The sequence below is a fragment of the Pseudomonas sp. GW821-FHT02H06 genome, assembly GCF_059421525.1.
The window spans coordinates 94,871-115,082 of record NZ_JBWKVD010000001.1; the positions used below are offsets into that span (position 1 = coordinate 94,871).

Here is a 20,212-nt window from a genome sequence, read left to right on the forward strand (position 1 = left end):
GCCAAGAAGAGAACGACTGCATGTTCGATGATCTGGATTACAGCCAACCTTACGCGTCCGCCCGCTCGCCAGTGATGGGCAACAACATGGTCGCCTGCTCGCAACCGCTGGCCGCACAGGCCGGGCTGGACATGCTGCGTCAGGGCGGCAACGCCGTTGATGCCGCCATCGCCGCCGCCATGGTGCTGACCGTGGTCGAACCCACCGGCTGCGGCATCGGCAGCGACGCCTTTGCCATCGTCTGGGACGGCAAGACGCTGCAGGGCCTGAACGCCTCGGGCCGCTCGCCGAACGCCTGGACGCCGGAGCGTTTTGCCGGTCAGCAGGAAATGCCCCAGCGCGGCTGGGCCTCGGTGACGGTGCCGGGAGCAGTGTCGGCCTGGGTCGCGTTGTCCGAGCGCTACGGCAAGCTGCCCTTCGCCACCCTTGCCGCAGCCGCCATCGGCTATGCGCGGGACGGTTATCAGGTCACGCCGATCATTGCCGAACTGTGGCGGCGCGGCGCCGGGCTGCTGAAGGATCAACCGGGCTTTGCCGAGTGCTTTCTGCAAGGCGGCAAAGCGCCAAGGGCCGGCGAGAAAGTCACGCTGAAGGATCACGCGAAAACCCTGGAGCTGATTGCTCAGACCAGGGGCGAAGCGTTCTATCGCGGCGAGCTGGCCAAGGCGATGATCGCTCACGCCAACGCCAATGGCAGCGTCATGAGCCTTGAGGATCTGGCGAACCACCGGGTGGACTGGATCGACACCTTGTCGGTGCCGTACGCCGGCGCCGTGGTTCACGAACTGCCGCCGAACGGCCAGGGCATCGCCACGCTGGCGGGCCTTGGAATAATGGAAGCGCTGGGCGTGGGTGAGCAGCCGGTGGACAGCGTCGAGACCGTGCACCCTGTGCTGGAAGCGATGAAGCTGGCGCTGGCCGATCTCAACCAGCACGTCACCGACAACGATCACATGCGCGTCGCCGCTGAACACATGCTCGACCCGGCCTACCTTCGCGACCGCGCGGCATTGGTTGGCGAGCAGGCGCAAGACCCGCTGCACGGCGCGCCCAAGGCCGGCGGCACGGTGTACCTGTCGGCGGCGGACGAGAGCGGGATGATGGTCTCGTTCATCCAGTCGAACTACATGGGTTTCGGTTCCGGTGTGGTGGTGCCGGGCACGGGCATCAGCCTGCAGAATCGCGGGGCGGGTTTTACCCTGGACCCTGATCACGTCAACACCGTGGCACCCGGCAAGCGGCCGTTTCACACCATCATTCCGGGCTTCGTGATGAACGCCGACGGCACGCCGTTGATGTCTTTTGGCCTGATGGGCGGGCCGATGCAGGCCCAGGGGCATTTGCAGATGATGCTGCGCATTCTGCGCTACAAGCAGAACCCCCAAGCCGCCGCCGACGCACCGCGCTGGCGTATCGAGTCAGGCCTGAAGGTCGCGGTGGAGCGCTCGTTTGATCCGAAGGTGATTGAAGCGCTGCGCGCCAAGGGTCATGACGTGGAGGTTGAAGAGCCGAGCGGCGTGTTTGCGTTTGGCGGCGCGCAGATCATCCAGAGCACGGCCCATGGGTATGTGGGCGGGACCGATCCGAGGAAAGATGGGTTGGTGGCGGCTTATTAAGTCGCCCGGCATTGCAGGATCGGCTTCAGCCGGGAAGAGGCAGGTCCTGCTGGCCAATTATGTTGCGGCTGATGCGTCAATCCGGAGAAATAGGTGTCTGCCTGATCAGATTGATCAGCCAGACACCACCGCAACAATCCCCACCAGACTCAACACCATCACCGTGCAACCCAGCACCGCCACCTCACGCAACGGCGGTGGAATGCGCTCTTGGGTCATCCCTCGGGCGCTTTTGCGGTAGCGGGCGTTGAGGCCGATCTGGATCAGGATGCCCGCCATCAGCGAAAGGATGACCGGCAGCAGGGCCACCCATCCAAACGGCGGAATCCAGCGCAGGAACAACAGGCACACGCCGATCAACGTCAGCAGCGTGCGGCGCCAGGCCAGCAGTGTGCGTTCGGGTTGCAGGCCGGGATCGTCGTGGCGCACGGGCGTCGACGATACGGCATGTCCGCGCCGGTTCACGCCGCGCCGTAAATCAGAAAGACGATCAGCCCCGCCGCCACCAGTGCGCCCCCCATCGACAGAATCGGCACCAGCACCGGCAACGGCAGCGGCTTGCGTTGACGCATCGCCCGCTCGACCTTCAGCCAGCGCACGCAGGCACTGGCGCTCACCAACAAGGCCAGCACCAGCAACGACAGGGCCACGGCCCGACGCAGGCCGGGGCTGAACACGTCGCTGGTAAAGGCTTCGACCGCGATGCCACCGGCGAGAAACGCCAATGCCGTGCGGATCCAGGCGAGAAAGGTGCGTTCGTTGGCGAGGGTGAAGCGCGGGTCAGGCTCGCAGCCGCCACCGAGCAGCGAAGCCGAGAGCCGATCACGCTCCGGCGGCGTGACAGGGGCATGGGCGGGAGGGATGACGTTGCCGGGCTCGGAGGAATTCATGTCGCACCGTGGTCGGGTAGATGCGACGGATCATACCGGTCATGCCCGGGAAAGGCCCGTGTCCACAACGACATGGGGGTGTCTGTTGGCGCAGCGCGCGCTTTCTCAAATAGGGCCATGCCGCCGATATTCGTGGCGATGATGAGCTTGTGGGAGTGAGCTTGCTCACGAAGGGGCCAGTACATCTGCTAAATCTTCAGCGGTTGAAACGCAGTCTTCGTGAGCAAGCTCACTCCCGCAGGGTCTATGTTTGCTGCGCCACCGTGCAGCATCCGTGAGACGGAGTGACCAACATTTAAATCATCTGTTGGCAGCCAGCTCCACCCACACTGCGCCATCGGGATACTGATACCGCTCCAGCGTTTCGGCGTGCATTTCGATGCTGTACCCCGGCCGTTGCGGCGGCATGTAGCGGCCGCGGCGGATGACCACCGGATCAAGGAAATGCTCGTGCAGGTGATCGACGTATTCCAGCACGCGGTTGTCCAGGGAGCCCGATACGGCGATGTAATCGAACAGCGAGATGTTCTGCACGTATTCGCACAACCCGACGCCGCCACCGTGGGGGCATACCGGGATGTCGAATTTGGCCGCCATCAGCAGCACGATCAGCACTTCGTTCAGCCCGCCCAGCCGGGCCGCGTCGAGCTGGCAGAAATCCAGCGCGCCGGCCTGGAACATCTGTTTGAACATCACCCGGTTGTGGCAATGCTCGCCGGTCGCCACGCCAATCGGCGTGATGCGCTGACGGATCGTCGCGTGGCCGAGGATGTCATCGGGGTGGGTCGGTTCTTCGATCCACCAAGGCTCGAACGCCGCGAGCCGGCGCATGTTGCTGATCGACTGCTCGACGCTCCAGACCTGATTGGCGTCCATCATCAGCGTGCGTTCCCAGCCCAGTTCGTCCCGCAGGATCGCGGCGCGGCGCATGTCTTCTTCGATGTCCGAACCGATCTTTTGCTTGATGTGGGTCCAGCCCTCGGCCACGGCTTCGCGGGCCAGCCGGCGCATCTTCTCCTCCGAATAACCCAGCCAGCCCGGCGCGGTGGTGTAGCCCGGATAGCCCTCCTCCCGCATCTGCGCCTCGCGCTTCGCTTTGCCCGGCACTTGCCGACGGAGCAGCGCGATGGCCTCTTCAGGGGTGATGGCGTCGGTGACGTAGCTGAAGTCCAGGCATTTCACCAGTCGCTCGGGGGTCATGTCGGCCAGCAACTTCCAGACCGGCTTGCCCTCGACCTTGGCCCACAGGTCCCACACCGCATTGACCAGCGCGGCGGTGGCCAGATGGATCACGCCTTTTTCCGGCCCCAACCAGCGCAACTGGCTGTCGCCTGCCGTGATGCTGTGCCAGAAGGCGCCCATGTCTTCAGTGATCGATTCCAGGGTCAGCCCCACCACGCAGGGCGCCAGTGAGTGAATCGCTGCCGCGCAGATTTCGTTGCCACGGCCGATGGTGAACGTCAGGCCATGGCCCTCCAGCCCGTCGGACGAATCGGTGTGCAGCACGACATAGGCGGCTGAATAGTCCGGCGCGCTGTTCATCGCGTCGGAGCCGTCGAGGGACAGGGAGGTGGGGAAGCGGATGTCGCGGACGGAAATGGAGGTGATCTGCATGGAAGACCCTTGTTGTTTTTAGAATAGGGCAGCAGCAAGGCAGCCCTTGATGGACTCACTGTAGGCCGAACCGCGATACAGGCATAATCGCCAAATCCTAATCATCGATACCAAATTCGATATGTCAGACACGTCACCCTCCGCCGGTCTGCCTGGCACCTTCCCGATGCTGAAAATCTCCAGCCGGCAGATCGCATTGCTCAACGCGTTGGGCGAACTGGGCAATCTGCGCAAGGCCGCCGCTGCCATTCACACCACCCAGCCCGCCGCCAGCCTGTTGTTGCAACAGCTGGAAGAACGCCTCGGCGTGCAGCTGTTCGAGCGCTTGCCGCGCGGCATGCAGCCGACGCTGTTCGGCGAGGTGATGATTCGCTACGCCCAGGGCGCGCTGCATGAATTCGAATACGCCGAAGCGCAGCTGGCCGAGCTGGCACGAGGGGCGACGGGGATGGTGCGCATCGGCACGGTCATGGGCCCGGTCCCGACGCTGCTGACCCGCGGCGTGCTGGCGTTCAAGACCGCGCACCCGAAAGTGCGCATCGCCCTGGAAGTCGGCACCAGCGATGAGCTGCTGCCCGCACTGATTCGTGGCGATTTCGATGTGGTGCTGGGTCGGCTGCCCGATCAGCTCGACGGCCAGAGCCTCGACATTCAGCTGTTCGAACAGGGCGAACGCATGCGCATCATCGCCCGGCCGAGGCACCCGCTGGTCGACCACAGCGGCATGACCCTGACGGAGCTGGCGCCACTGACCTGGATCCTTCATCCCATCGGCAGCCCCATGCGGCGCCAGGTTGAAAATGCGTTGCAGGCGGCGCAATTGATTGAGCCGCTGGACATCATCGAAACCCGTTCGATTCTGGCCACCACCTCGATGCTCGAATTCTCGGACATGATCGCCGTGGTGCCCAATGACGTCGCCGAGCATTACGCACGTTACGGCATGATCGCCATCCTGCCGGTCGAGCTGCCGCTGAGCATGGTCAATCTTGGGCTGATGACGTCGAAAGCCCGACCGACGTCGGCAGCGGTGAAGGCACTGCTGACATTTCTAAAGTCTCCGATAGCGGCATGAATCGATAACCCTGCGTTATCGCGTAATCGAAACCTTTCATTGGGAAATTACCCGCTGGCTTCATAGAGTGGCTGAAAATCGGCCAACAACGTCCGCGCTTATGAAGCGGCGTCGTGCACGTCGTGATAACAATAACCGGCCAGCCACGGTGCGCTTCCCAGGGGGAGCCGTCGCCTCGCACTGCTGACGCAGGCCGCCACCGTCATGAGAGGCCGCATGGAACTCATTGCCAAAACCGCCGCGTTCGACAGCAGCGCGCTGTTCATCCGCCTGAACCCCCTCGATAACGTGCTGATCGCTCGCCAGGCGCTGAACGAAGGCACGCACCTGGACGAAGAAAACGTCACGGTCTCGCAGCCGATTCCTTCCGGGCACAAGGTCGCGGCGGTCCGGCTCGAGCAGGGTCAGCCGCTGCGGCGTTACGGCCAGATCATCGGCTTCGCTTCACAGCCCATCGACGCCGGGCAGCACGTGCATGTGCACAACGTCGAGATGGGTGACTTCTCCCGTGACTACGCCTTTGGCGTCGACGCCCACGAGACGCCGAAAACCGAGGCGTTCTTTCAAGGCATCGTGCGCGCCGACGGCCGTGTGGCGACGCGCAACTACATCGGCATTCTCACCTCGGTGAACTGCTCGGCCACCGTGGCCCGGGCCATCGCCGACCGCTTTCGTCGCGATATTTTCCCGGAAGCCCTCGCGGACTACCCCAACATAGACGGCGTGGTCGCGCTGACCCACGGCTCCGGTTGCGCCATCGATTCCAAAGGCGAGGCCATCGACCTGCTGCGTCGCACCCTCGCGGGCTACGCCGTGCACCCGAACTTTGCGGCGGTGCTGGTGGTGGGCCTGGGCTGCGAGACCAATCAGATTCAGGACATGCTCGACAGCCAGGGCCTGAAAGCCAGTGACCAACTGCGCGCATTCACCATTCAGGGCACCGGCGGCACGTCGAAGACCATCGCCAGCGGTATCGCCCAGGTGCAATCGCTGCTGCCCCAGGCCAACCGGATCACCCGGGAAACCGTCAGCGCCCGGCACTTGATCGTCGGTCTGCAATGTGGCGGCTCCGACGGCTATTCCGGCATCACCGCCAACCCGGCGCTGGGCAATGCCGTGGACCGGCTGGTGGCGGCGGGCGGTACGGCGATTCTGTCGGAGACCCCGGAAATCTATGGCGCCGAGCACTTGCTGACGCGGCGTGCGGCCAGTCAGGCCATCGGCGAGAAGCTCGTCCAGCGGATTCACTGGTGGGAGGACTACTGCCAGCGCATGAACGCCGAGCTGAACAACAACCCGTCTGCCGGCAACAAGGCCGGCGGGCTGACGACCATTCTGGAGAAATCCTTAGGCGCCGTGGCCAAGGCCGGCTCGACCAACCTGATGGGCGTGTATGAATACGCCGAAGCCGTTAGCGCCCAAGGCCTGGTGTTCATGGACACCCCCGGCTACGACCCGGTCTCTGCCACGGGGCAAGTGGCCGGCGGCGCTAATCTGATCGCGTTCACCACCGGTCGCGGTTCTGCGTACGGTTGCGCGCCGACGCCGTCGATCAAGCTGGCGACCAATAACCGCGTGTTCGAATTTCAGCAGGAGGACATGGACGTCAATTGCGGCGGCATCGCCGATGGCACCACGACCATTGAAGAACGCGGCGCGTATGTGTTCCAGATGATGCTGGACATCGCCTCCGGCGCCCGCAGCAAAAGCGAGCAGCACGGTTATGGGCAAAACGAGTTTGTTCCGTGGCACATCGGTGCGGTGACCTGAGGTCTGTCGAGCAATCGACGCTCTTCGTGGGACCGGCTTCAGCCGGGAAGCTTTTCAAGCGTCACACCGCAAGATCGAGGGTGCTCAAACCGGCCCCTTCCCGGCTGAAGCCGGTCCTACACGAGCAAAGCTTTCAAGCCTTACAACAATAAAAAAGGTGCGCAATGAAATCCCTCAAGACCTACCAGACGATCACCATCGTCTTTCTGATGCTGTTCGGCGTGGTCAATTATCTGGACCGCAGCGCGCTGTCCATTGCCAACACGACGATCCAGAAAGACATGCTCATCAGCCCGTCAGAGATGGGCATTCTGTTGTCGGCGTTCTCGCTGGCCTATGCCTTCGCGCAGTTGCCGATGGGCATGATCATCGACAAGCTCGGCAGCAAGATCGCATTGGGTGGCGCGCTGATGGTGTGGTCTATCGCGCAGACGGCGTCGGGCTTCGTCAACAGCTTTAGCGGCTTCTTCGCCCTGCGCGTTTTGCTGGGGATTGGCGAAGCACCGATGTTTCCGTCGGCCGCCAAAACCCTCAACGAGTGGTTCGAAGAGCACGAGCGCGGCACGCCGACGGGCATCGTCTGGTCGGCAACGTGCATCGGTCCGTGCCTGGCGCCGCCGCTGCTGACGTTGTTCATGGTCAACTTCAGCTGGCGCGGGATGTTCATCATCACCGGCGTGCTCGGCATCGTGCTGTCGCTGTGCTGGCTGATGTTCTACAAAAGCCGTGCGCAGTACCTGAAGGAACTAGCAGCCGAGGGACGCGAACCGACCGTTCAGGTGGTTCAGGCCGATGCTGCGCCGAAGGCTTCGTTCTTCGCCGGCTGGCTAGACCTGTTCAAACACCGCAGCACCTGGGGCACGTTCCTCGGTTTCATGGGCGTGATCTACATGCTCTGGCTGCACCTGACCTGGTTGCCCGGCTACTTCCAGCGCGAACACGGCCTCGACCCCTATCAAACCGCCTGGGTGGTGTCGTTCGCCTACGTGTTCGGCGCGATCGGCACCATCGCCGCCGGGCGAATCTGCGATCGGCTGGTCAAGCGCGGCGTCGGCGTGCTCAACAGCCGTAAATACACAGTGATTGGCGGGCTGGTGTTTGCCGCCGTCTTCACCCTGCCGCTGACCTTCGTCACCGGCCTGAGCGGTTGCGTCGCGCTACTCTGCCTGGCGCTCTTCGGCATCAACCTGTCCAGCGCCACGGCGTGGATGGTGGTCAATACCGTGGTCGACACCAAACGCGTGGCGTCCCTGGGTTCAATCCAGAATTTCGGCGGCTACATCGCCGGCTCCATCGCGCCGATCGTCACCGGGTTCAGCGTGCAATATTCCGGCACCTTCGCCACCGCCTTCGCGGTCAGCGCCATCGTCGCGTTGCTCTCAGCGGTCGCCTACTTCGTGCTGCTCAAGGCACCGATCCCCGAACACACCACCATGGCGCAGAAGGACTGGCAGGCGAATCTGGATGAGGTGCAAGGGCGTCGGGTCTGATTGATAACCTGCAACGTATTGCTGGGAACGCACCCGGCCCCAAGAACGCAGTTATAGCCCGGTGAACGCGATCCCTGTAGGAGTGAGCTTGCTCGCGAAGACGGCATTCCACCCGCTGAACATTTAGCGGATGTACTGGCCCCTTCGCGAGCAAGCTCGCTCCTACATGTCAACCTCAGCCAAACTCGCACACGGCCCTATAACCACGTCACGCCCACACCGCAGCACATCTCCCGCAGATGATTTATACGCCATAAATTTCCCTTCAAAATCCCGCACTTGTCCTACGCTGTGAGTCAGACGGGTCGCTGTTGCGATGCTGCGTGTCCGAACGAGAGGATTGTTCGTCACAGTGGCGGGTCTGAAATCGTGGCAGTCAGCGAGGGTGGGGTTTGAGACAGGTAGAAGGATCGGAGTTCGGCGTCAGAAACCGACGACTCAAACGCATGCCGGTGTTGTGGCTGGCGGGGCTGTTTACCTTGTTGGTGTGCATCTCCATCACCAGCATCACCGTCTGGCAATTACGCCAGACGCGCATGCACGAGCTGGAAATCGCCAATACCAACGTCGCCAACCTTTCGCGCTCAATGGCGCAGCACGCCGATGACGCCTTCGACCAGGCCCACATCGCCGTGTCGTCGGTGGTCGAACGGCTTTCCTTCGATGGCTTCGGCGCCGCCAGTGGTTCGCGCATGCACGATTATCTGCGTGCGACCGCCGCCAGCGTCGAGCAGATCCAGGGCCTGTTCATCTACGACAAGGACGGCAACTGGGCGGCCACCTCTCTCAACCACATGCCGGCCAACGCCAACAACGCGGACCGAGAATATTTCCGCTTTCACCAATCCATCGACAGCACCCTCCCCCATATCGGGGCGGCCATCCAGAGCCGTTCCACCGGCGACTGGATCATCCCGGTGTCGCGACGGGTGAACGATGAGATGGGCAACTTCGCCGGTGTGGTGCTGGCCACCGTCGAGCTGAACTACTTCGAACGGTTCTTCGAGCGCTTCGAAATAGGCAAGCATGGTGTCATCACCCTGGCAATGGCCGACGGGACCTTGTTGGCGCGACGCCCGCTTCTCGAAAACGTACGCGGTACGTCCATCGCCGACGGCGAATTGTTCCGTCTTCACGTCAGGGAACACTACGAAGGCACGGCGAACGTCGTGTCGATGCTTGACCACGAACAGCGCTTGTATGGCTACAAGAAACTGGACCGCTACCCGATGGTGGTGCTCGCCGGCCTGTCCCAGCGCGAAGTGCTCGACGAGTGGCGGCAATACGCATGGCGCTCGCTGGCGATCATCATCTGCGTAGTGGTCGCCAACCTGCTGTTTGGCGTCTTGCTGTTCCAGCAGATCCGTTTCGGCCTCAACGCCGAATCGCAGCTGCGCATCGCCAGCCACTCGCTGGAAAAACTCGCGCTGCAGGACAGCCTCACCGGCCTGGCCAATCGTCGGCATTTTCAGGAGATCCTCAGCCTGGAGTTTCGCAACGGTGAGCCCAACCTGCATCCGCTGAGCCTGATCATGATCGACATCGATTTTTTCAAGAGCTACAACGACAACTACGGCCACGTCGCCGGCGACAAATGCATCGTCGCCGTGGCCGAGTGCATTCGCAGCAACCTCAACCGTACCGGCGACCTCGCGGTGCGCTACGGCGGGGAAGAAATGGCCGTGTTCCTGCCCTACAGCGACGTGCACGGCGCCGTGAGCCTGGCGGAAAAGATCCGGTTGGCCGTGCTCACCCGAGCCCTCGAACATCAGGGCAATCCGATCGGCATCGTCAGCATCAGCCTGGGGGTTTATGGCTGTAAAGCGCAGGAATGCCAGACCATGGAAGACTTCGTCAAACGCGCGGATGCCGCGCTGTATGCCGCCAAGCACCAGGGCCGCAATCGCACCGTGGCCTGGCAGGAATCGACGGTGCTCAGTGCGCTGCCCGCGCCGTAACGATCTGCGCGACCTTGCCGCGAAACAGCTCCAGCCGGTCAGCCGGCGCGTCATGTTCAACCACCAGCGCGCCGACTTCCTCGCACTGCGCGACCTGATAGTGCGCGATGCTGGAGAGCTTCTCGTTGATCACCGCCACCGCCACCTGACCGCTGCGCGCCACCACGGCGCGCTTGAACTCGGCGACGTCCATGTCGAACGCGGTTACACCCTTCAGCGCATCCAGCGCACAGGCGCCGAGAAAGCACAGATCGAAGTTGAAGTGGGTGAGTTGCTGAATCGTAGTGAAGCCGTAGGTGCTGCCCGCCACGGGACTCAGGCGCCCGCCGAGCAGGATCACCTCCACCGACGGCAGCTTCATCAGCTCGACGGCGATCAGCGGCGCGTTGGTGGTGACGGTCAACGGCATGTGCGGATCAAGGGCTTTGGCGATCGCCAGATTGGTCGAGCCGCCGTCGATAAACACGTGCTGCCCGGCGCTGATCAATCCCGCCGCCGCGATACCCAACTGACGCTTGCGCCCGGGCTCATGCTCGACACGCGCAGCGATCGGCCCGTCCGACGCCAGAGAAATCGCCCCGCCGTACACGCGTTTGCACAGGCCGGCGGACGCCAACGCGCCGAGATCGCGGCGAATGGAATGCTCGGACACATTGAACTCGGCCGCCAGCTCCGCCGCAATCACCCGACCGCGCACGGCCAGACGCTCGGAGATCAAACGCTGACGCTCGCCGGGGAATGCTTCGGGGTTGGCAGACATAAGGCCTCGATAGAGAGCTGAATCGATCAGAAACGAGCAGGATCATGGGGCGACGCAATTGGCAAAGTCAATGCGGCAGCGAGTTGAGAAGACCGGGCGGGGCAGGGAATCTACTGCGGCCAGACCACCGTCTTCGTGAGCAAGCTCACTCCCACATGGCCAGTTTTTGCCGTCGGACATCGCGGTTGCCTGGATAAAGGGCCGGCACTTCCCGGTCTCTCAACTCACGCCGATTTCCAAGGAAATAGAACACCATGTGGGAGCGAGCTTGCTCGCGAAGAGGCCGGTACATCCGCCGAATTTCCAGCAGCTGAAATGCCGTCTTCTTGAGCAAGCTCACACACATATCGCGCCAGCCACACTACCCCGTCTCGACTTCACTGCATCAACGAATAAACCAGCGCCGAGATCGAGATCAACCCTATCACCACCACGAACACGTTCGACAGTTTTCCCGCGTAGCGGCGCATGGCAGGCACTTTGCGCACGGCGTACATCGGCATGAGGAACAGCAGCGCCGCAATCACCGGGCCGCCAAGGGTTTCGATCATCCCGAGAATGCTTGGGTTGAGGGTTGCCACCAGCCAGCAGACCACCAGCATGAAGCCTGCGGTCAGCCGATCGAGCGTACGTGGCGAAGGACGGCGGCCGGTCTTTATCACCAGACCTTTGAGGCCTTCGCTGGCGCCGATGTAATGGCCCAGGAACGACTTGGTGATTGCAACGAAAGCAATCAACGGCGCCGCAAACGCGATTGTCGGATTGCTGAAATGGTTGGCCAGATAGGACAGGATCGACAGGTTCTGCGCCTTGGCTTCCGCCAGTTGTTCCGGCGCCAGGGTCAGCACGCAGCTGAAGACGAAGAACAGCACCATGACCACCATCAGCAGATGGGCACGGGCCAGGATCTGCGCGCTACGGGGTTCGGCCTGCTCGCCATACTGGCGCTTCTGGTCGACGGCAAAGGCCGAGATGATGGGTGAGTGGTTGAACGAGAACACCATCACCGGAATCGCCAGCCATAGCGTGTGCAGCAGCGCCGAAGGTGCCGGAAGGCTGCTTGCCGTGGTGAGAATGCCGCCGTTCCAGTGGGGAATCAGGAACACCGCGAGGAACAGCAAGGCCACGATAAACGGGTACACCATCAGGCTCATGGCCTTGACGATGATCTGCTCACCGCAACGTACTACCGCCAGCAGGCCGAGGATCAGCACGAACGCCAGCAGCGCTCGCGGCGGCGGCTGCACGTGCAGTTGGTGCTCCATGAAACTGCCGACCGTGTTGGTCAGCGCCACGCTGTAGATCAGCAGGATCGGAAACACGGCGAAGAAATACAGCAGCGTGATCAGGGCACCGGCTTTCTTGCCGAAATGCTGCTCGACCACCTCGGTGATGTCCGCGCCATCCCGGCCCGAGAGCACGAACCGGGTCAGCCCGCGGTGCGCATAGAAGGTCATCGGGAAGGCCAGCAGGGCCAGAATCACCAGCGGCCAGAACCCGCCGATACCCGCGTTGATCGGCAGAAACAACGTGCCCGCGCCGATGGCGGTGCCGAACAGTCCGAGCATCCAGGTGGTGTCGTTGCGGTTCCAGGTAGTCACGCTCGCGGGTGCGGCGTCGACGGTGTGTTCGACGCTGTTGGCCTGATCATTCATCCGGTCGATTCTCCGTTGCCGGTGATAGCTACATGGTCAAAAGCGCGTCGAAAAACGTGGCAGTCGGCGCCCCTGACCGGTTCTCTACAGGGAAAGGGGCGCGATTGTCCGGGATTAGAGAGCAGAATCAAAGGCTTGTCGGACCAAAAGCCTGCGGGGCCGGATGATGGAAGTTACAAACCCGCTTAACTTCCTGCACAAATCAGCAACGCTTCTTACCTAACAAACCAGACAATTCCCACACCGAAAACGGACGAATTAGTGTGCGAAACGTATTGTAAATCCATGGGAGTACAACTTCCGTTAACCCTCCATTAGGCTCTCGACCCACATTCAACCGCCCATGGAAGGTAACGCGTGCTCAAGACTTTTGCCGTCATCACGTTTCTCACTGCAAGCACTTACGCGAGTGCAAACAACGCTCCCGCACAATGCGCAACACTTGATGAGCAACAAGCGAAAATCCTGTTCGACCGCTGGAACAACGCACTGCAGACTGGCGATTCCGGAAAGGTCGCCGCGAACTACACGCCAGACGCCGTGCTGTTGCCGACCCTCTCCAACCAGCCCAGAACAGACCTTGCCGGCAAAGTCGATTACTTCAATCACTTCCTTAAAAACAAACCGGTCGGCACCCTCGACAGCAGCACTGTTATTACAAGTTGCAACAATGCAATCGATACCGGCCTTTACACGTTTCGTTTCAGCGACAATTCAGAAGTCCAAGCGCGTTACACCTTTACCTACGCACTTGTGAATAACCAATGGCTGATTACCTCTCACCACTCTTCGGCCATGCCGGAGTAGCGAACATTCAGCAAACACTCGGCCTGACGTCCAACGTCGGCCGACTCCACTTTCAGACCCTTCCCACACGTCACTCGCCTGCGACATCCCGCCGCAACGGCATGCTCAACTCTACCCGCAAACCGTCATGACGGCTGTCAAAGCGCAGCGAGCACGCGCAACGCTGAACAATGGCCTGAACAATCGCCAAACCCAGCCCGGCGCCGGGGCTCTTGCCGTTGCGCCAGAAGCGCTGGGTGAGCTTGTCCAGGTCCGGCTCGGGAATGCCGGGGCCGTGATCGCGAACGCGGAAATGGGCCTGCCCGTCGAAGGTTTCGACACTCAGTTCCACCTTCGCATCGGCCTGGCTGTGGCGCAGCGCGTTGTCCAGCAGATTGCGCAACGCGGCCACCGCCAGTGCCGCCGGCATCTGCACGGCGGCGCGGGACAACTGCGACGGCAGGATCAGTTCGATGCGCTGTTCGTCGCCGTGACTGGCATCGTGGATGGCCAGCCGCGCGACCTGCTCGGCGTCGCACTGCACGCCGTCGTCAAATGACAGGCTGCCCTCGACACGCGCCAACAGCAGCAGCTGTTCGAGGGTGCGGTGCATCCGGTCGGCGCCCTCCTCCGCATGAGCCAGCGCCGTGTCGCGCTTCTGGCCGTCGGTCATGCGCGCCACTTGCAGATGGGTCTTGATGGCCGTGAGCGGGCTGCGCAGTTCATGGGCAGCGTCCCCGGTCAGCCGCCGCTCGCGCTCCAGGGTCTGGGCGATGCGCTGAAACAGCTGATTCTGGCTGACCAGCAGCGGCTGCAACTCGCTGGGCAGGTTCGGCACGTCCAGCGGTTCGACCGAGTCGGCGCTGTGGCGATTCAAGGCGTCGCGCATGCGGTTGAGCGGCGCCAGTCCCCGGCCGATGCCGAACCAGACAAGCGCCAGACTGCCAAATAACGCGACCAGCACCGGCACCGATGCGGCCAGGAGCACCGAATGCCCGAGCACGTCGCGCTCGATCTGCCTGTCGGCGGTGGTCACCCGCACGTTGTCATGCATCATCGTGTACACGCGCCAGTGGTCGCCGTTGATCATCTGGTCATGGAAGCCGCTGGCGTCGGCCTTCAGCGGTTCACTCGGCGAGCTGTCGGTGCGCGCCAGGACCTGCCCGCGCAGGGAACTCAGCTGACAGGCCATGCCACTGGGCAGCGCCGGGTCGTCGGCCCGCAGCGAGCGGGTTTCACTGCCGGTGGGCATCTGCATCTGTTCGAGCAGCCCGGCCACCATGCGCGCCGAGGCCTCAAGGCGTTGATCGAGGGATTGCATCATCTGCGTGCGCAAGTCCCTCAGCATCCACGCTGCGGCCAGCACCCAGATCAGAATGAACGCCGAGCCCAGGATCAGACTCAGCCGCGTGCGCAGGCTCATCATGGCGCTGACTCCGAATCAAGGCCGGCCGGGCCGAGGCGATAGCCCAGACCGCGGACGGTTTCGATGATCCGGCCGCCCAGTTTGCGCCGCAGGTGGTGAATGTGAACGTTAAGGGCGTTGCTCTCGACTTCGTCGCCGAAGCCGTACACGCAGTCCTTTAACTGTTCGCCAGAAAGCACGCGGCCGCTGTTGTTCAGCAACGCTTGCAGCAAGGCCTGTTCACGGCGGGAGAGATCAACCGGCTGACCGGCAAGGCGGGTTTCGCGGCTACTCGGGTCGTAGCTGAGCACGCCGTGTTCGATCACGTTGACGCTGCGCCCGGCCATGCGGCGCACCAGGGTGTGCAGGCGCGCGCTGAGTTCACGCAGGTCGAAGGGCTTGAGCAGGTAATCGTCCGCCCCGGCCTGCAAGCCGTCGACGCGGTCGGTCACGGTGTCGCGAGCGGTGAGAATCAGCACCGGGATTTCGACCCCCTGCTGGCGCAACTGCCGCAACAGCTTCAGGCCATCTTCATCGGGCAAGCCGAGGTCGAGAATCATCACGTCGAAATGTGCGGCAGACAGCATCGCCCGCGCGGACGAGGCCGTGGCCACGCGATCCACCGTCAGGCCCTGGGCGTCGAGGCCCGCGACGATGCCGCTGGCAATCAGGTCGTCGTCTTCACAAAGCAGTACGTGCATGGTCGGCCCCGAAAAAAAGGCGATTGAAGCGCAGAGGGATTAACGGCGGATTATGCACCAGCCGCCGCAGACGCGACGCGCCCCGTAGGGTTAATCGACTGTTAATCGCCACTGCTCAGCATCGGGCAACCGAGCACGCGCTGCACACACTCATCCCGCAGCATCAGCGCATGTCTGCCTCCTCTCTGCAAGGACCACCCCATGAACTTCATGCGCCCTGCGCTTATCGCCATCGCCGTTTCGCTCAGCCTGCCAGGCGCGCTGGTTCACGCCGAAGATCTCCCCGCCCCGATCAAGGCGCTCGAAGCCAAGGGCGCAACCATCAAAGGCAGCTTCGACGCACCGGGCGGGCTGAAGGGTTATGCCGCCGAGTATCAGAATCAAGGCATGGCGCTGTACCTGACCCCTGACGGCACGCACGTGCTGGCCGGCAATCTGTTCGATGAAAAGGGCGAGGACCTGAGCACCGCGCCCCTGCAGAAGCTGGTCTATGGGCCGATGGCCGAGGCGATGTGGGGCCGCATGGAAAACAGCACCTGGATCGCCGACGGCGCCAAAACCGCGCCCAAAGTCATCTACCTGTTCAGCGACGCCAACTGCCCATACTGCAACCTGTTCTGGGAGCAGGCGCGGCCTTGGGTGAAGTCCGGCAACGTGCAATTGCGTCACATCATGGTCGGCGTGATCCGCGAAGACAGCGCCGCCAAAGCCGCGAGCCTGCTGGCCGACGCGAACCCGGAAGTGGCCTTGCAGAACCACGAACAGGCGGGCAAAGCCAGCACGCTCAAGGCCATGCAGAACATTCCCAAAGACATTCAGGCCAAACTCGACGCCAACATGAAACTGATGGAAGACATGGGCCTGTCCGCCACACCGTCGATCTTCTACAAGGACGAGGCCGGACACCTTCAGCGGCAACAAGGCGCGCCCCGGCCTGAGGCACTGGCGAAGATGATGGGTCCCAAATAGCTGCGCATGAGTGAGGCCGTCTGGCGTGGGGCCTTCTGACCGGTGGCGACACGCATGACAACGTGGGTACTGCGCCGGCGGGTCATCCGTGTAAAAATGTCGATCACCATTTCAAGAGCCACAGTCAGGAGGCTCGCTCCATGCGTTACGCCGAAGATCACAAAGCCCAGACCCACCAGCGCATCCTTCAGGAAGCCGCCGCACGCTTTCGCCGTGACGGCATCGGCGCCACCGGTTTGCAGCCTTTGATGAAGGCATTGGGCCTGACACACGGTGGTTTTTATGCCCACTTCAAATCCAAGGATGATCTGGTCGAGAAATCCCTGCGCTGCGCCGTCGACCAGCTGCAGGCCTCACGCGCCGAGAAACTGGCCGAAGACAGCTCGACCCAGGCGTTCATCGACATGTACCTGTCGACCGCCCATCGCGATCACCCGGAAAAGGGCTGCCCATTGCCGACCATGGCGTCCGAGCTGGGCCAGCGCGGGCAACCAAGCGAGATCACCGACGAGTTGATCAATCGCATGCTGGCGACCCTCGAAGCAGGGATGCCGGCCAACGGACAAAGCAGCGACAAGAGCGTGATGCTCATGTCCGGGCTGGTGGGGGCAATGGTGCTGGCACGCAGCGCAAAGGATCCGGCGCTGGCCGAGCGAATTCTGGAAACCACCCGCGATCAGCTCAAGCAGCTGATCGAAGGCTGACGCTCACTTCCCTGCCCTTTCTTGGCAGGGAAGCGTCACGCTTGTTTCAGCGATGCCTCTCAGGAATGCCAGCGACGAAACAGCACGCTGGCGTTCACACCCCCGAAGCCAAAACCGTTGGACAGTGCGTATTCGATGCTCATCGGACGCGCCTTGCCATGGACGATGTCGATGCCTGCTGCCGCCTCGTCAGGGTTCTCCAGATTGAGGGTCATCGGCGCGATCTGATCGCGGATCGCCAATGCCGTGAAGATCGCCTCGATGCCGCCTGCCGCGCCGAGCAAGTGCCCGGTGGCTGATTTGGTCGACGTCACGGCGACGCCGTTCTGGTCGCCGAACACCGTTTTGATCGCGGCCATTTCACCCTTGTCGCCCACCGGGGTGGACGTGGCATGGGCGTTGACGTGCTGGACATCGGAGGGCTGAATGCCGGCCTGGCGAATCGCTGCCTGCATCGCCCGACGCGCACCACTGCCATCTTCAGGCCCGGCCGTCAGGTGATAGGCGTCCGCGCTGGTGCCGTAACCGACCAGTTCAACGATGGCCGTTGCACCGCGAGCGAGTGCGTGCTCCAGGGTTTCGATGACGATGATCCCCGCGCCCTCGCCCATGACGAAGCCGTCGCGGTCACGGTCGAAGGGCCGTGAGGCGCGTTCCGGTGTGTCATTGAAGCCATTGGAAAGCGCCCGCGCCGCAGCAAAACCACCCAGAGCAACGCGATCAATGCAGGCTTCGGCGCCACCGCAGATGGCCACGTCCGCTTCGCCGTTGCGGATCAGCCGCGCGGCATCGCCGATCGCCTGAACGCCCGCCGCACATGCCGTCACCGGAGCGCCCAGCGGGCCTTTGAAACCGTGCTGGATTGACACATGCCCGGCCGCCAGATTGACCAGAAACGAAGGAATGGTGAACGGCGACAACCGCCGCGGCCCACGGGTATCCGTAATGCGAACCGCCTCGGCGATGGCACCAAAACCACCTACGCCGGCGCCAATGATGGTCGCAGTACGCTCCCGCTCCTCTTCAGTCGATGGCGCCCAGCCTGCCTGTTTGACCGCCTGCTGCGCAGCGCCCAGGGCAAACAGGATGAAGCGGTCCATCTTCTTCTGCTCCTTGGGCGGCGCGGCGGCGTCAGCGTCGAACCCGGCTTCAGGGTCTTGCTCCAGGGTCGGCACCGGGCCGCCGACCTTGCCTGCCAGGTCAGCCACCGTCTGCTCAGGCAACTGCACAATGCCGGAGCGGCCTTCAAGCAACCGTTTCCATACCGCTTCGACGCCGGAGCCCAATGGCGTCACCAGCCCCATACCCGTCACTACGATGCGACGCTCGCTCATGGGTTCACCTTTTCCTCATTTTTGGCAGTCGCCGACACCGTTAAGCGCCAGCCGTTTTATAACGTTGCGCCGCGTGCTGCAGCGACAGATTCGGGCCCAGCGCCAGGCGTGCCTGGGTGAAGGCCTGCCAGTCAGCGGCATCCGGCAACGATGGAATGGTGATCAGCTCTTTCTGATCGAACCCGGCCAGCGAAGCGTCGACCATTTCGTTGACGTCCATGACCATTTCCGGCGGGAAGGCGTTGATGTCCAGACCGGCGCGCTCCCAGATTTCAGTGCGAGTGGCGCCGGGCAGCACGGCTTGAACCTGCACGCCCTTTTCGCTCATCTCGGCAGCGAGCGACTGGGTCAGGCTCAACACATAAGCCTTGCTGGCGGCGTACACCGCGTTGAAGCGCTCCGGCAACAGTGGCACCACGGACGCAATATTGATGATCGCCCCGGTACCGCGCGCCGCAAAACCGGCGGCTGCGGCGGACGCCAGATGGGTCAGCGCAACGATGTTGAGTTGAATCAGGCGGTCCACTTCGCCCAGATCCGATTCGGCGAGGGGCGTGCTCAGCGCAACTCCGGCGTTGTTCACCAGCAGCGTGAGCGATGCGTCCGAGCGCAGACGCTGCTCAAGGACGCTGACATCGGCGGGCTGGGTCAAGTCGGCTTTGATCACCTCGACATTGATCGAATGTTTTGCGCGCAGATCCGTCGCCAGTGCTTCCAGTCGCGACTGGTCACGGGCCACCAGCAGCAGATCAAATCCGCGCTGCGCCAGGCGGTCCGCATAGGTGAAGCCAATGCCCGACGACGCGCCGGTGATGACAGCTTTGCCTTGAGTCTGAGTAGTCATGAACGTTCTCCGTGGGAAAGTGAGCGTAGCTGCGGAGGGATATTACGCCCGTAATTTAAAAAATAATATGTCGGTCGACATTTTTCTATGTTGGTGGGGAAACGGTGAACCTGGAGTCATGACGGGCATAAAAAAGGCCGATCAAAAGATCGGCCTTGAGCTCATGGGGTCTCAGTCAATTGCCAGCTTGTCGCGGTTCTTGTCCAGCAGCGCCTTGCCGATGCCCTTCACTTCGATCAACTCATCCACGGCTGTAAACCCGCCGTGTTCTTCGCGGTAAGCCACGATGGCATTGGCTTTGGCGGCGCCGATGCCGGACAGCTCTTTCTGAAGGGTTTCCGCACTCGCGGCGTTGAGATTAACCTTTGAGCCCTGCGCACCCGCTGGCGCGGAAATGGCAGGTTGGGTGGCGTCTGCCGGGGTGACGGCAGGGGTGGCAGAAGGCGCGGCAGTCACAGCGAGGGACGTACCCGCCAGCAGCGCGAAGATCAGGGAGGACAGATAAGAAGTACGCATGAGTCATGCTCCATGGGCATCGTAAGTGGAAGCAGCATTCCTGAGCTGCTTCCCAAACCTAGCCGATGGCGACAGACCGTCAACGCAGGGATCGGTGACCGGATATGTATCGACTCGCAGGCCCC

The 20,212-nt window shown here is 62.5% G+C and carries 18 protein-coding genes; 8 read left to right on the forward strand and 10 right to left on the reverse strand.

Annotated elements, in window-relative coordinates:
- Positions 1-20 precede the first annotated feature (20 nt).
- Positions 21-1,616, forward strand: coding sequence for a gamma-glutamyltransferase family protein (locus tag AC07VF_RS00485; protein WP_495008877.1), 1,596 nt, complete (start codon positions 21-23; stop codon positions 1,614-1,616).
- A gap of 114 nt (positions 1,617-1,730) precedes the next feature.
- On the opposite strand, the gene AC07VF_RS00490 is transcribed toward AC07VF_RS00485, so the two are convergent.
- From AC07VF_RS00490 to AC07VF_RS00500, 3 genes are all read right to left on the reverse strand, one after another.
- Positions 1,731-2,045, reverse strand: a complete 315-nt coding sequence (locus tag AC07VF_RS00490; protein ID WP_423572803.1) for a DUF202 domain-containing protein — start codon at positions 2,043-2,045, stop codon at positions 1,731-1,733.
- Positions 2,046-2,077: 32 nt separating this feature from the next.
- Positions 2,078-2,506 carry a YidH family protein gene (locus AC07VF_RS00495; RefSeq protein ID WP_495008875.1) on the reverse strand — a complete coding sequence of 143 codons (429 nt, stop codon included), beginning with the start codon at positions 2,504-2,506 and terminating at the stop codon, positions 2,078-2,080.
- Between the two features lie 300 nt (positions 2,507-2,806).
- Positions 2,807-4,120 (reverse strand): L-fuconate dehydratase, encoded by a 1,314-nt coding sequence (locus AC07VF_RS00500; RefSeq protein WP_495008874.1) that lies wholly within the window; start codon positions 4,118-4,120, stop codon positions 2,807-2,809.
- A gap of 121 nt (positions 4,121-4,241) precedes the next feature.
- On the opposite strand from AC07VF_RS00500, the gene AC07VF_RS00505 reads away from it, so the two are divergent.
- From AC07VF_RS00505 to AC07VF_RS00520, 4 genes are all read left to right on the forward strand, one after another.
- The gene (locus tag AC07VF_RS00505) at positions 4,242-5,195 is read left to right on the forward strand and encodes a LysR family transcriptional regulator (protein ID WP_495008873.1); all 954 of its coding nucleotides are present in this window, start codon (positions 4,242-4,244) and stop codon (positions 5,193-5,195) included.
- A 216-nt stretch (positions 5,196-5,411) separates the two neighbouring features.
- Positions 5,412-6,965 (forward strand): UxaA family hydrolase, encoded by a 1,554-nt coding sequence (locus tag AC07VF_RS00510; protein ID WP_495008872.1) that lies wholly within the window; start codon positions 5,412-5,414, stop codon positions 6,963-6,965.
- Positions 6,966-7,129: 164 nt separating this feature from the next.
- Complete coding sequence (locus AC07VF_RS00515) at positions 7,130-8,455, forward strand: MFS transporter (protein ID WP_495008871.1); 1,326 nt, start codon at positions 7,130-7,132, stop codon at positions 8,453-8,455.
- A gap of 446 nt (positions 8,456-8,901) precedes the next feature.
- Positions 8,902-10,413: a sensor domain-containing diguanylate cyclase gene (locus AC07VF_RS00520; RefSeq protein ID WP_495008870.1), complete on the forward strand. Its 1,512-nt coding sequence runs from the start codon at positions 8,902-8,904 to the stop codon at positions 10,411-10,413.
- On the opposite strand, the gene AC07VF_RS00525 is transcribed toward AC07VF_RS00520, so the two are convergent.
- Together AC07VF_RS00525 and AC07VF_RS00530 are read right to left on the reverse strand one after the other, a co-directional pair.
- The gene (locus tag AC07VF_RS00525) at positions 10,391-11,173 is read right to left on the reverse strand and encodes a DeoR/GlpR family DNA-binding transcription regulator (RefSeq protein ID WP_495008869.1); all 783 of its coding nucleotides are present in this window, start codon (positions 11,171-11,173) and stop codon (positions 10,391-10,393) included. The genes AC07VF_RS00520 and AC07VF_RS00525 overlap by 23 nt on opposite strands.
- 377 nt (positions 11,174-11,550) lie before the next feature.
- Positions 11,551-12,828, reverse strand: coding sequence for a serine/threonine transporter (locus AC07VF_RS00530; protein ID WP_282367477.1), 1,278 nt, complete (start codon positions 12,826-12,828; stop codon positions 11,551-11,553).
- 357 nt (positions 12,829-13,185) lie between these two features.
- Here AC07VF_RS00530 and AC07VF_RS00535 point away from each other — a divergent pair, with 357 nt between their 5' ends.
- Positions 13,186-13,635, forward strand: coding sequence for an SgcJ/EcaC family oxidoreductase (locus tag AC07VF_RS00535; protein WP_495008868.1), 450 nt, complete (start codon positions 13,186-13,188; stop codon positions 13,633-13,635).
- Between the two features lie 70 nt (positions 13,636-13,705).
- Here AC07VF_RS00535 and AC07VF_RS00540 read toward each other — a convergent pair whose 3' ends face one another.
- Positions 13,706-15,040 (reverse strand): ATP-binding protein, encoded by a 1,335-nt coding sequence (locus tag AC07VF_RS00540; protein WP_346630590.1) that lies wholly within the window; start codon positions 15,038-15,040, stop codon positions 13,706-13,708.
- Complete coding sequence (locus AC07VF_RS00545) at positions 15,037-15,720, reverse strand: response regulator (RefSeq protein ID WP_282367483.1); 684 nt, start codon at positions 15,718-15,720, stop codon at positions 15,037-15,039. Before AC07VF_RS00545 ends, AC07VF_RS00540 begins: the two co-directional genes overlap by 4 nt.
- Positions 15,721-15,921: 201 nt before the next feature.
- Between AC07VF_RS00545 and dsbG the strand changes: the two genes are divergently transcribed.
- Together dsbG and AC07VF_RS00555 are read left to right on the forward strand one after the other, a co-directional pair.
- Positions 15,922-16,689, forward strand: coding sequence for a thiol:disulfide interchange protein DsbG (dsbG, locus tag AC07VF_RS00550; protein WP_495008867.1), 768 nt, complete (start codon positions 15,922-15,924; stop codon positions 16,687-16,689).
- Between the two features lie 140 nt (positions 16,690-16,829).
- Entirely contained in the window at positions 16,830-17,393 is a 564-nt protein-coding gene (locus AC07VF_RS00555) for a TetR/AcrR family transcriptional regulator (protein ID WP_495008866.1), read from the forward strand.
- Positions 17,394-17,452: 59 nt separating this feature from the next.
- Here the strand turns inward: AC07VF_RS00555 and fabF are convergent, their stop codons facing one another.
- The 3 genes from fabF to AC07VF_RS00570 all read right to left on the reverse strand — a co-directional run bounded on the left by fabF (position 17,453) and on the right by AC07VF_RS00570 (position 20,087).
- Positions 17,453-18,727, reverse strand: coding sequence for a beta-ketoacyl-ACP synthase II (fabF, locus tag AC07VF_RS00560; protein ID WP_495008865.1), 1,275 nt, complete (start codon positions 18,725-18,727; stop codon positions 17,453-17,455).
- Between the two features lie 40 nt (positions 18,728-18,767).
- A complete protein-coding gene (locus AC07VF_RS00565) occupies positions 18,768-19,571 on the reverse strand; it encodes an SDR family NAD(P)-dependent oxidoreductase (protein WP_495008864.1) in 804 nt (267 codons plus the stop codon).
- Positions 19,572-19,742: 171 nt separating this feature from the next.
- Positions 19,743-20,087 (reverse strand): ComEA family DNA-binding protein, encoded by a 345-nt coding sequence (locus AC07VF_RS00570; protein WP_192172811.1) that lies wholly within the window; start codon positions 20,085-20,087, stop codon positions 19,743-19,745.
- Between the last annotated feature and the right edge of the window lie 125 nt (positions 20,088-20,212).

Excerpts from the sequence above, each read along its gene's own strand:
- AC07VF_RS00495 (WP_495008875.1), bottom strand. The coding sequence starts at position 2,506 with ATGAATTCCTCCGAGCCCGGCAACGTCATCCCTCCCGCCCATGCCCCT.
- AC07VF_RS00485 (WP_495008877.1), top strand. The coding sequence starts at position 21 with ATGTTCGATGATCTGGATTACAGCCAACCTTACGCGTCCGCCCGCTCG.
- AC07VF_RS00515 (WP_495008871.1), top strand. The coding sequence starts at position 7,130 with ATGAAATCCCTCAAGACCTACCAGACGATCACCATCGTCTTTCTGATG.
- dsbG (WP_495008867.1), top strand. The coding sequence starts at position 15,922 with ATGAACTTCATGCGCCCTGCGCTTATCGCCATCGCCGTTTCGCTCAGC.
- AC07VF_RS00525 (WP_495008869.1), bottom strand. The coding sequence starts at position 11,173 with ATGTCTGCCAACCCCGAAGCATTCCCCGGCGAGCGTCAGCGTTTGATC.
- AC07VF_RS00555 (WP_495008866.1), top strand. The coding sequence starts at position 16,830 with ATGCGTTACGCCGAAGATCACAAAGCCCAGACCCACCAGCGCATCCTT.
- AC07VF_RS00510 (WP_495008872.1), top strand. The coding sequence starts at position 5,412 with ATGGAACTCATTGCCAAAACCGCCGCGTTCGACAGCAGCGCGCTGTTC.
- AC07VF_RS00505 (WP_495008873.1), top strand. The coding sequence starts at position 4,242 with ATGTCAGACACGTCACCCTCCGCCGGTCTGCCTGGCACCTTCCCGATG.
- AC07VF_RS00540 (WP_346630590.1), bottom strand. The coding sequence starts at position 15,040 with ATGATGAGCCTGCGCACGCGGCTGAGTCTGATCCTGGGCTCGGCGTTC.
- AC07VF_RS00530 (WP_282367477.1), bottom strand. The coding sequence starts at position 12,828 with ATGAATGATCAGGCCAACAGCGTCGAACACACCGTCGACGCCGCACCC.
- AC07VF_RS00545 (WP_282367483.1), bottom strand. The coding sequence starts at position 15,720 with ATGCACGTACTGCTTTGTGAAGACGACGACCTGATTGCCAGCGGCATC.
- fabF (WP_495008865.1), bottom strand. The coding sequence starts at position 18,727 with ATGAGCGAGCGTCGCATCGTAGTGACGGGTATGGGGCTGGTGACGCCA.
- AC07VF_RS00520 (WP_495008870.1), top strand. The coding sequence starts at position 8,902 with ATGCCGGTGTTGTGGCTGGCGGGGCTGTTTACCTTGTTGGTGTGCATC.
- AC07VF_RS00500 (WP_495008874.1), bottom strand. The coding sequence starts at position 4,120 with ATGCAGATCACCTCCATTTCCGTCCGCGACATCCGCTTCCCCACCTCC.
- AC07VF_RS00565 (WP_495008864.1), bottom strand. The coding sequence starts at position 19,571 with ATGACTACTCAGACTCAAGGCAAAGCTGTCATCACCGGCGCGTCGTCG.
- AC07VF_RS00570 (WP_192172811.1), bottom strand. The coding sequence starts at position 20,087 with ATGCGTACTTCTTATCTGTCCTCCCTGATCTTCGCGCTGCTGGCGGGT.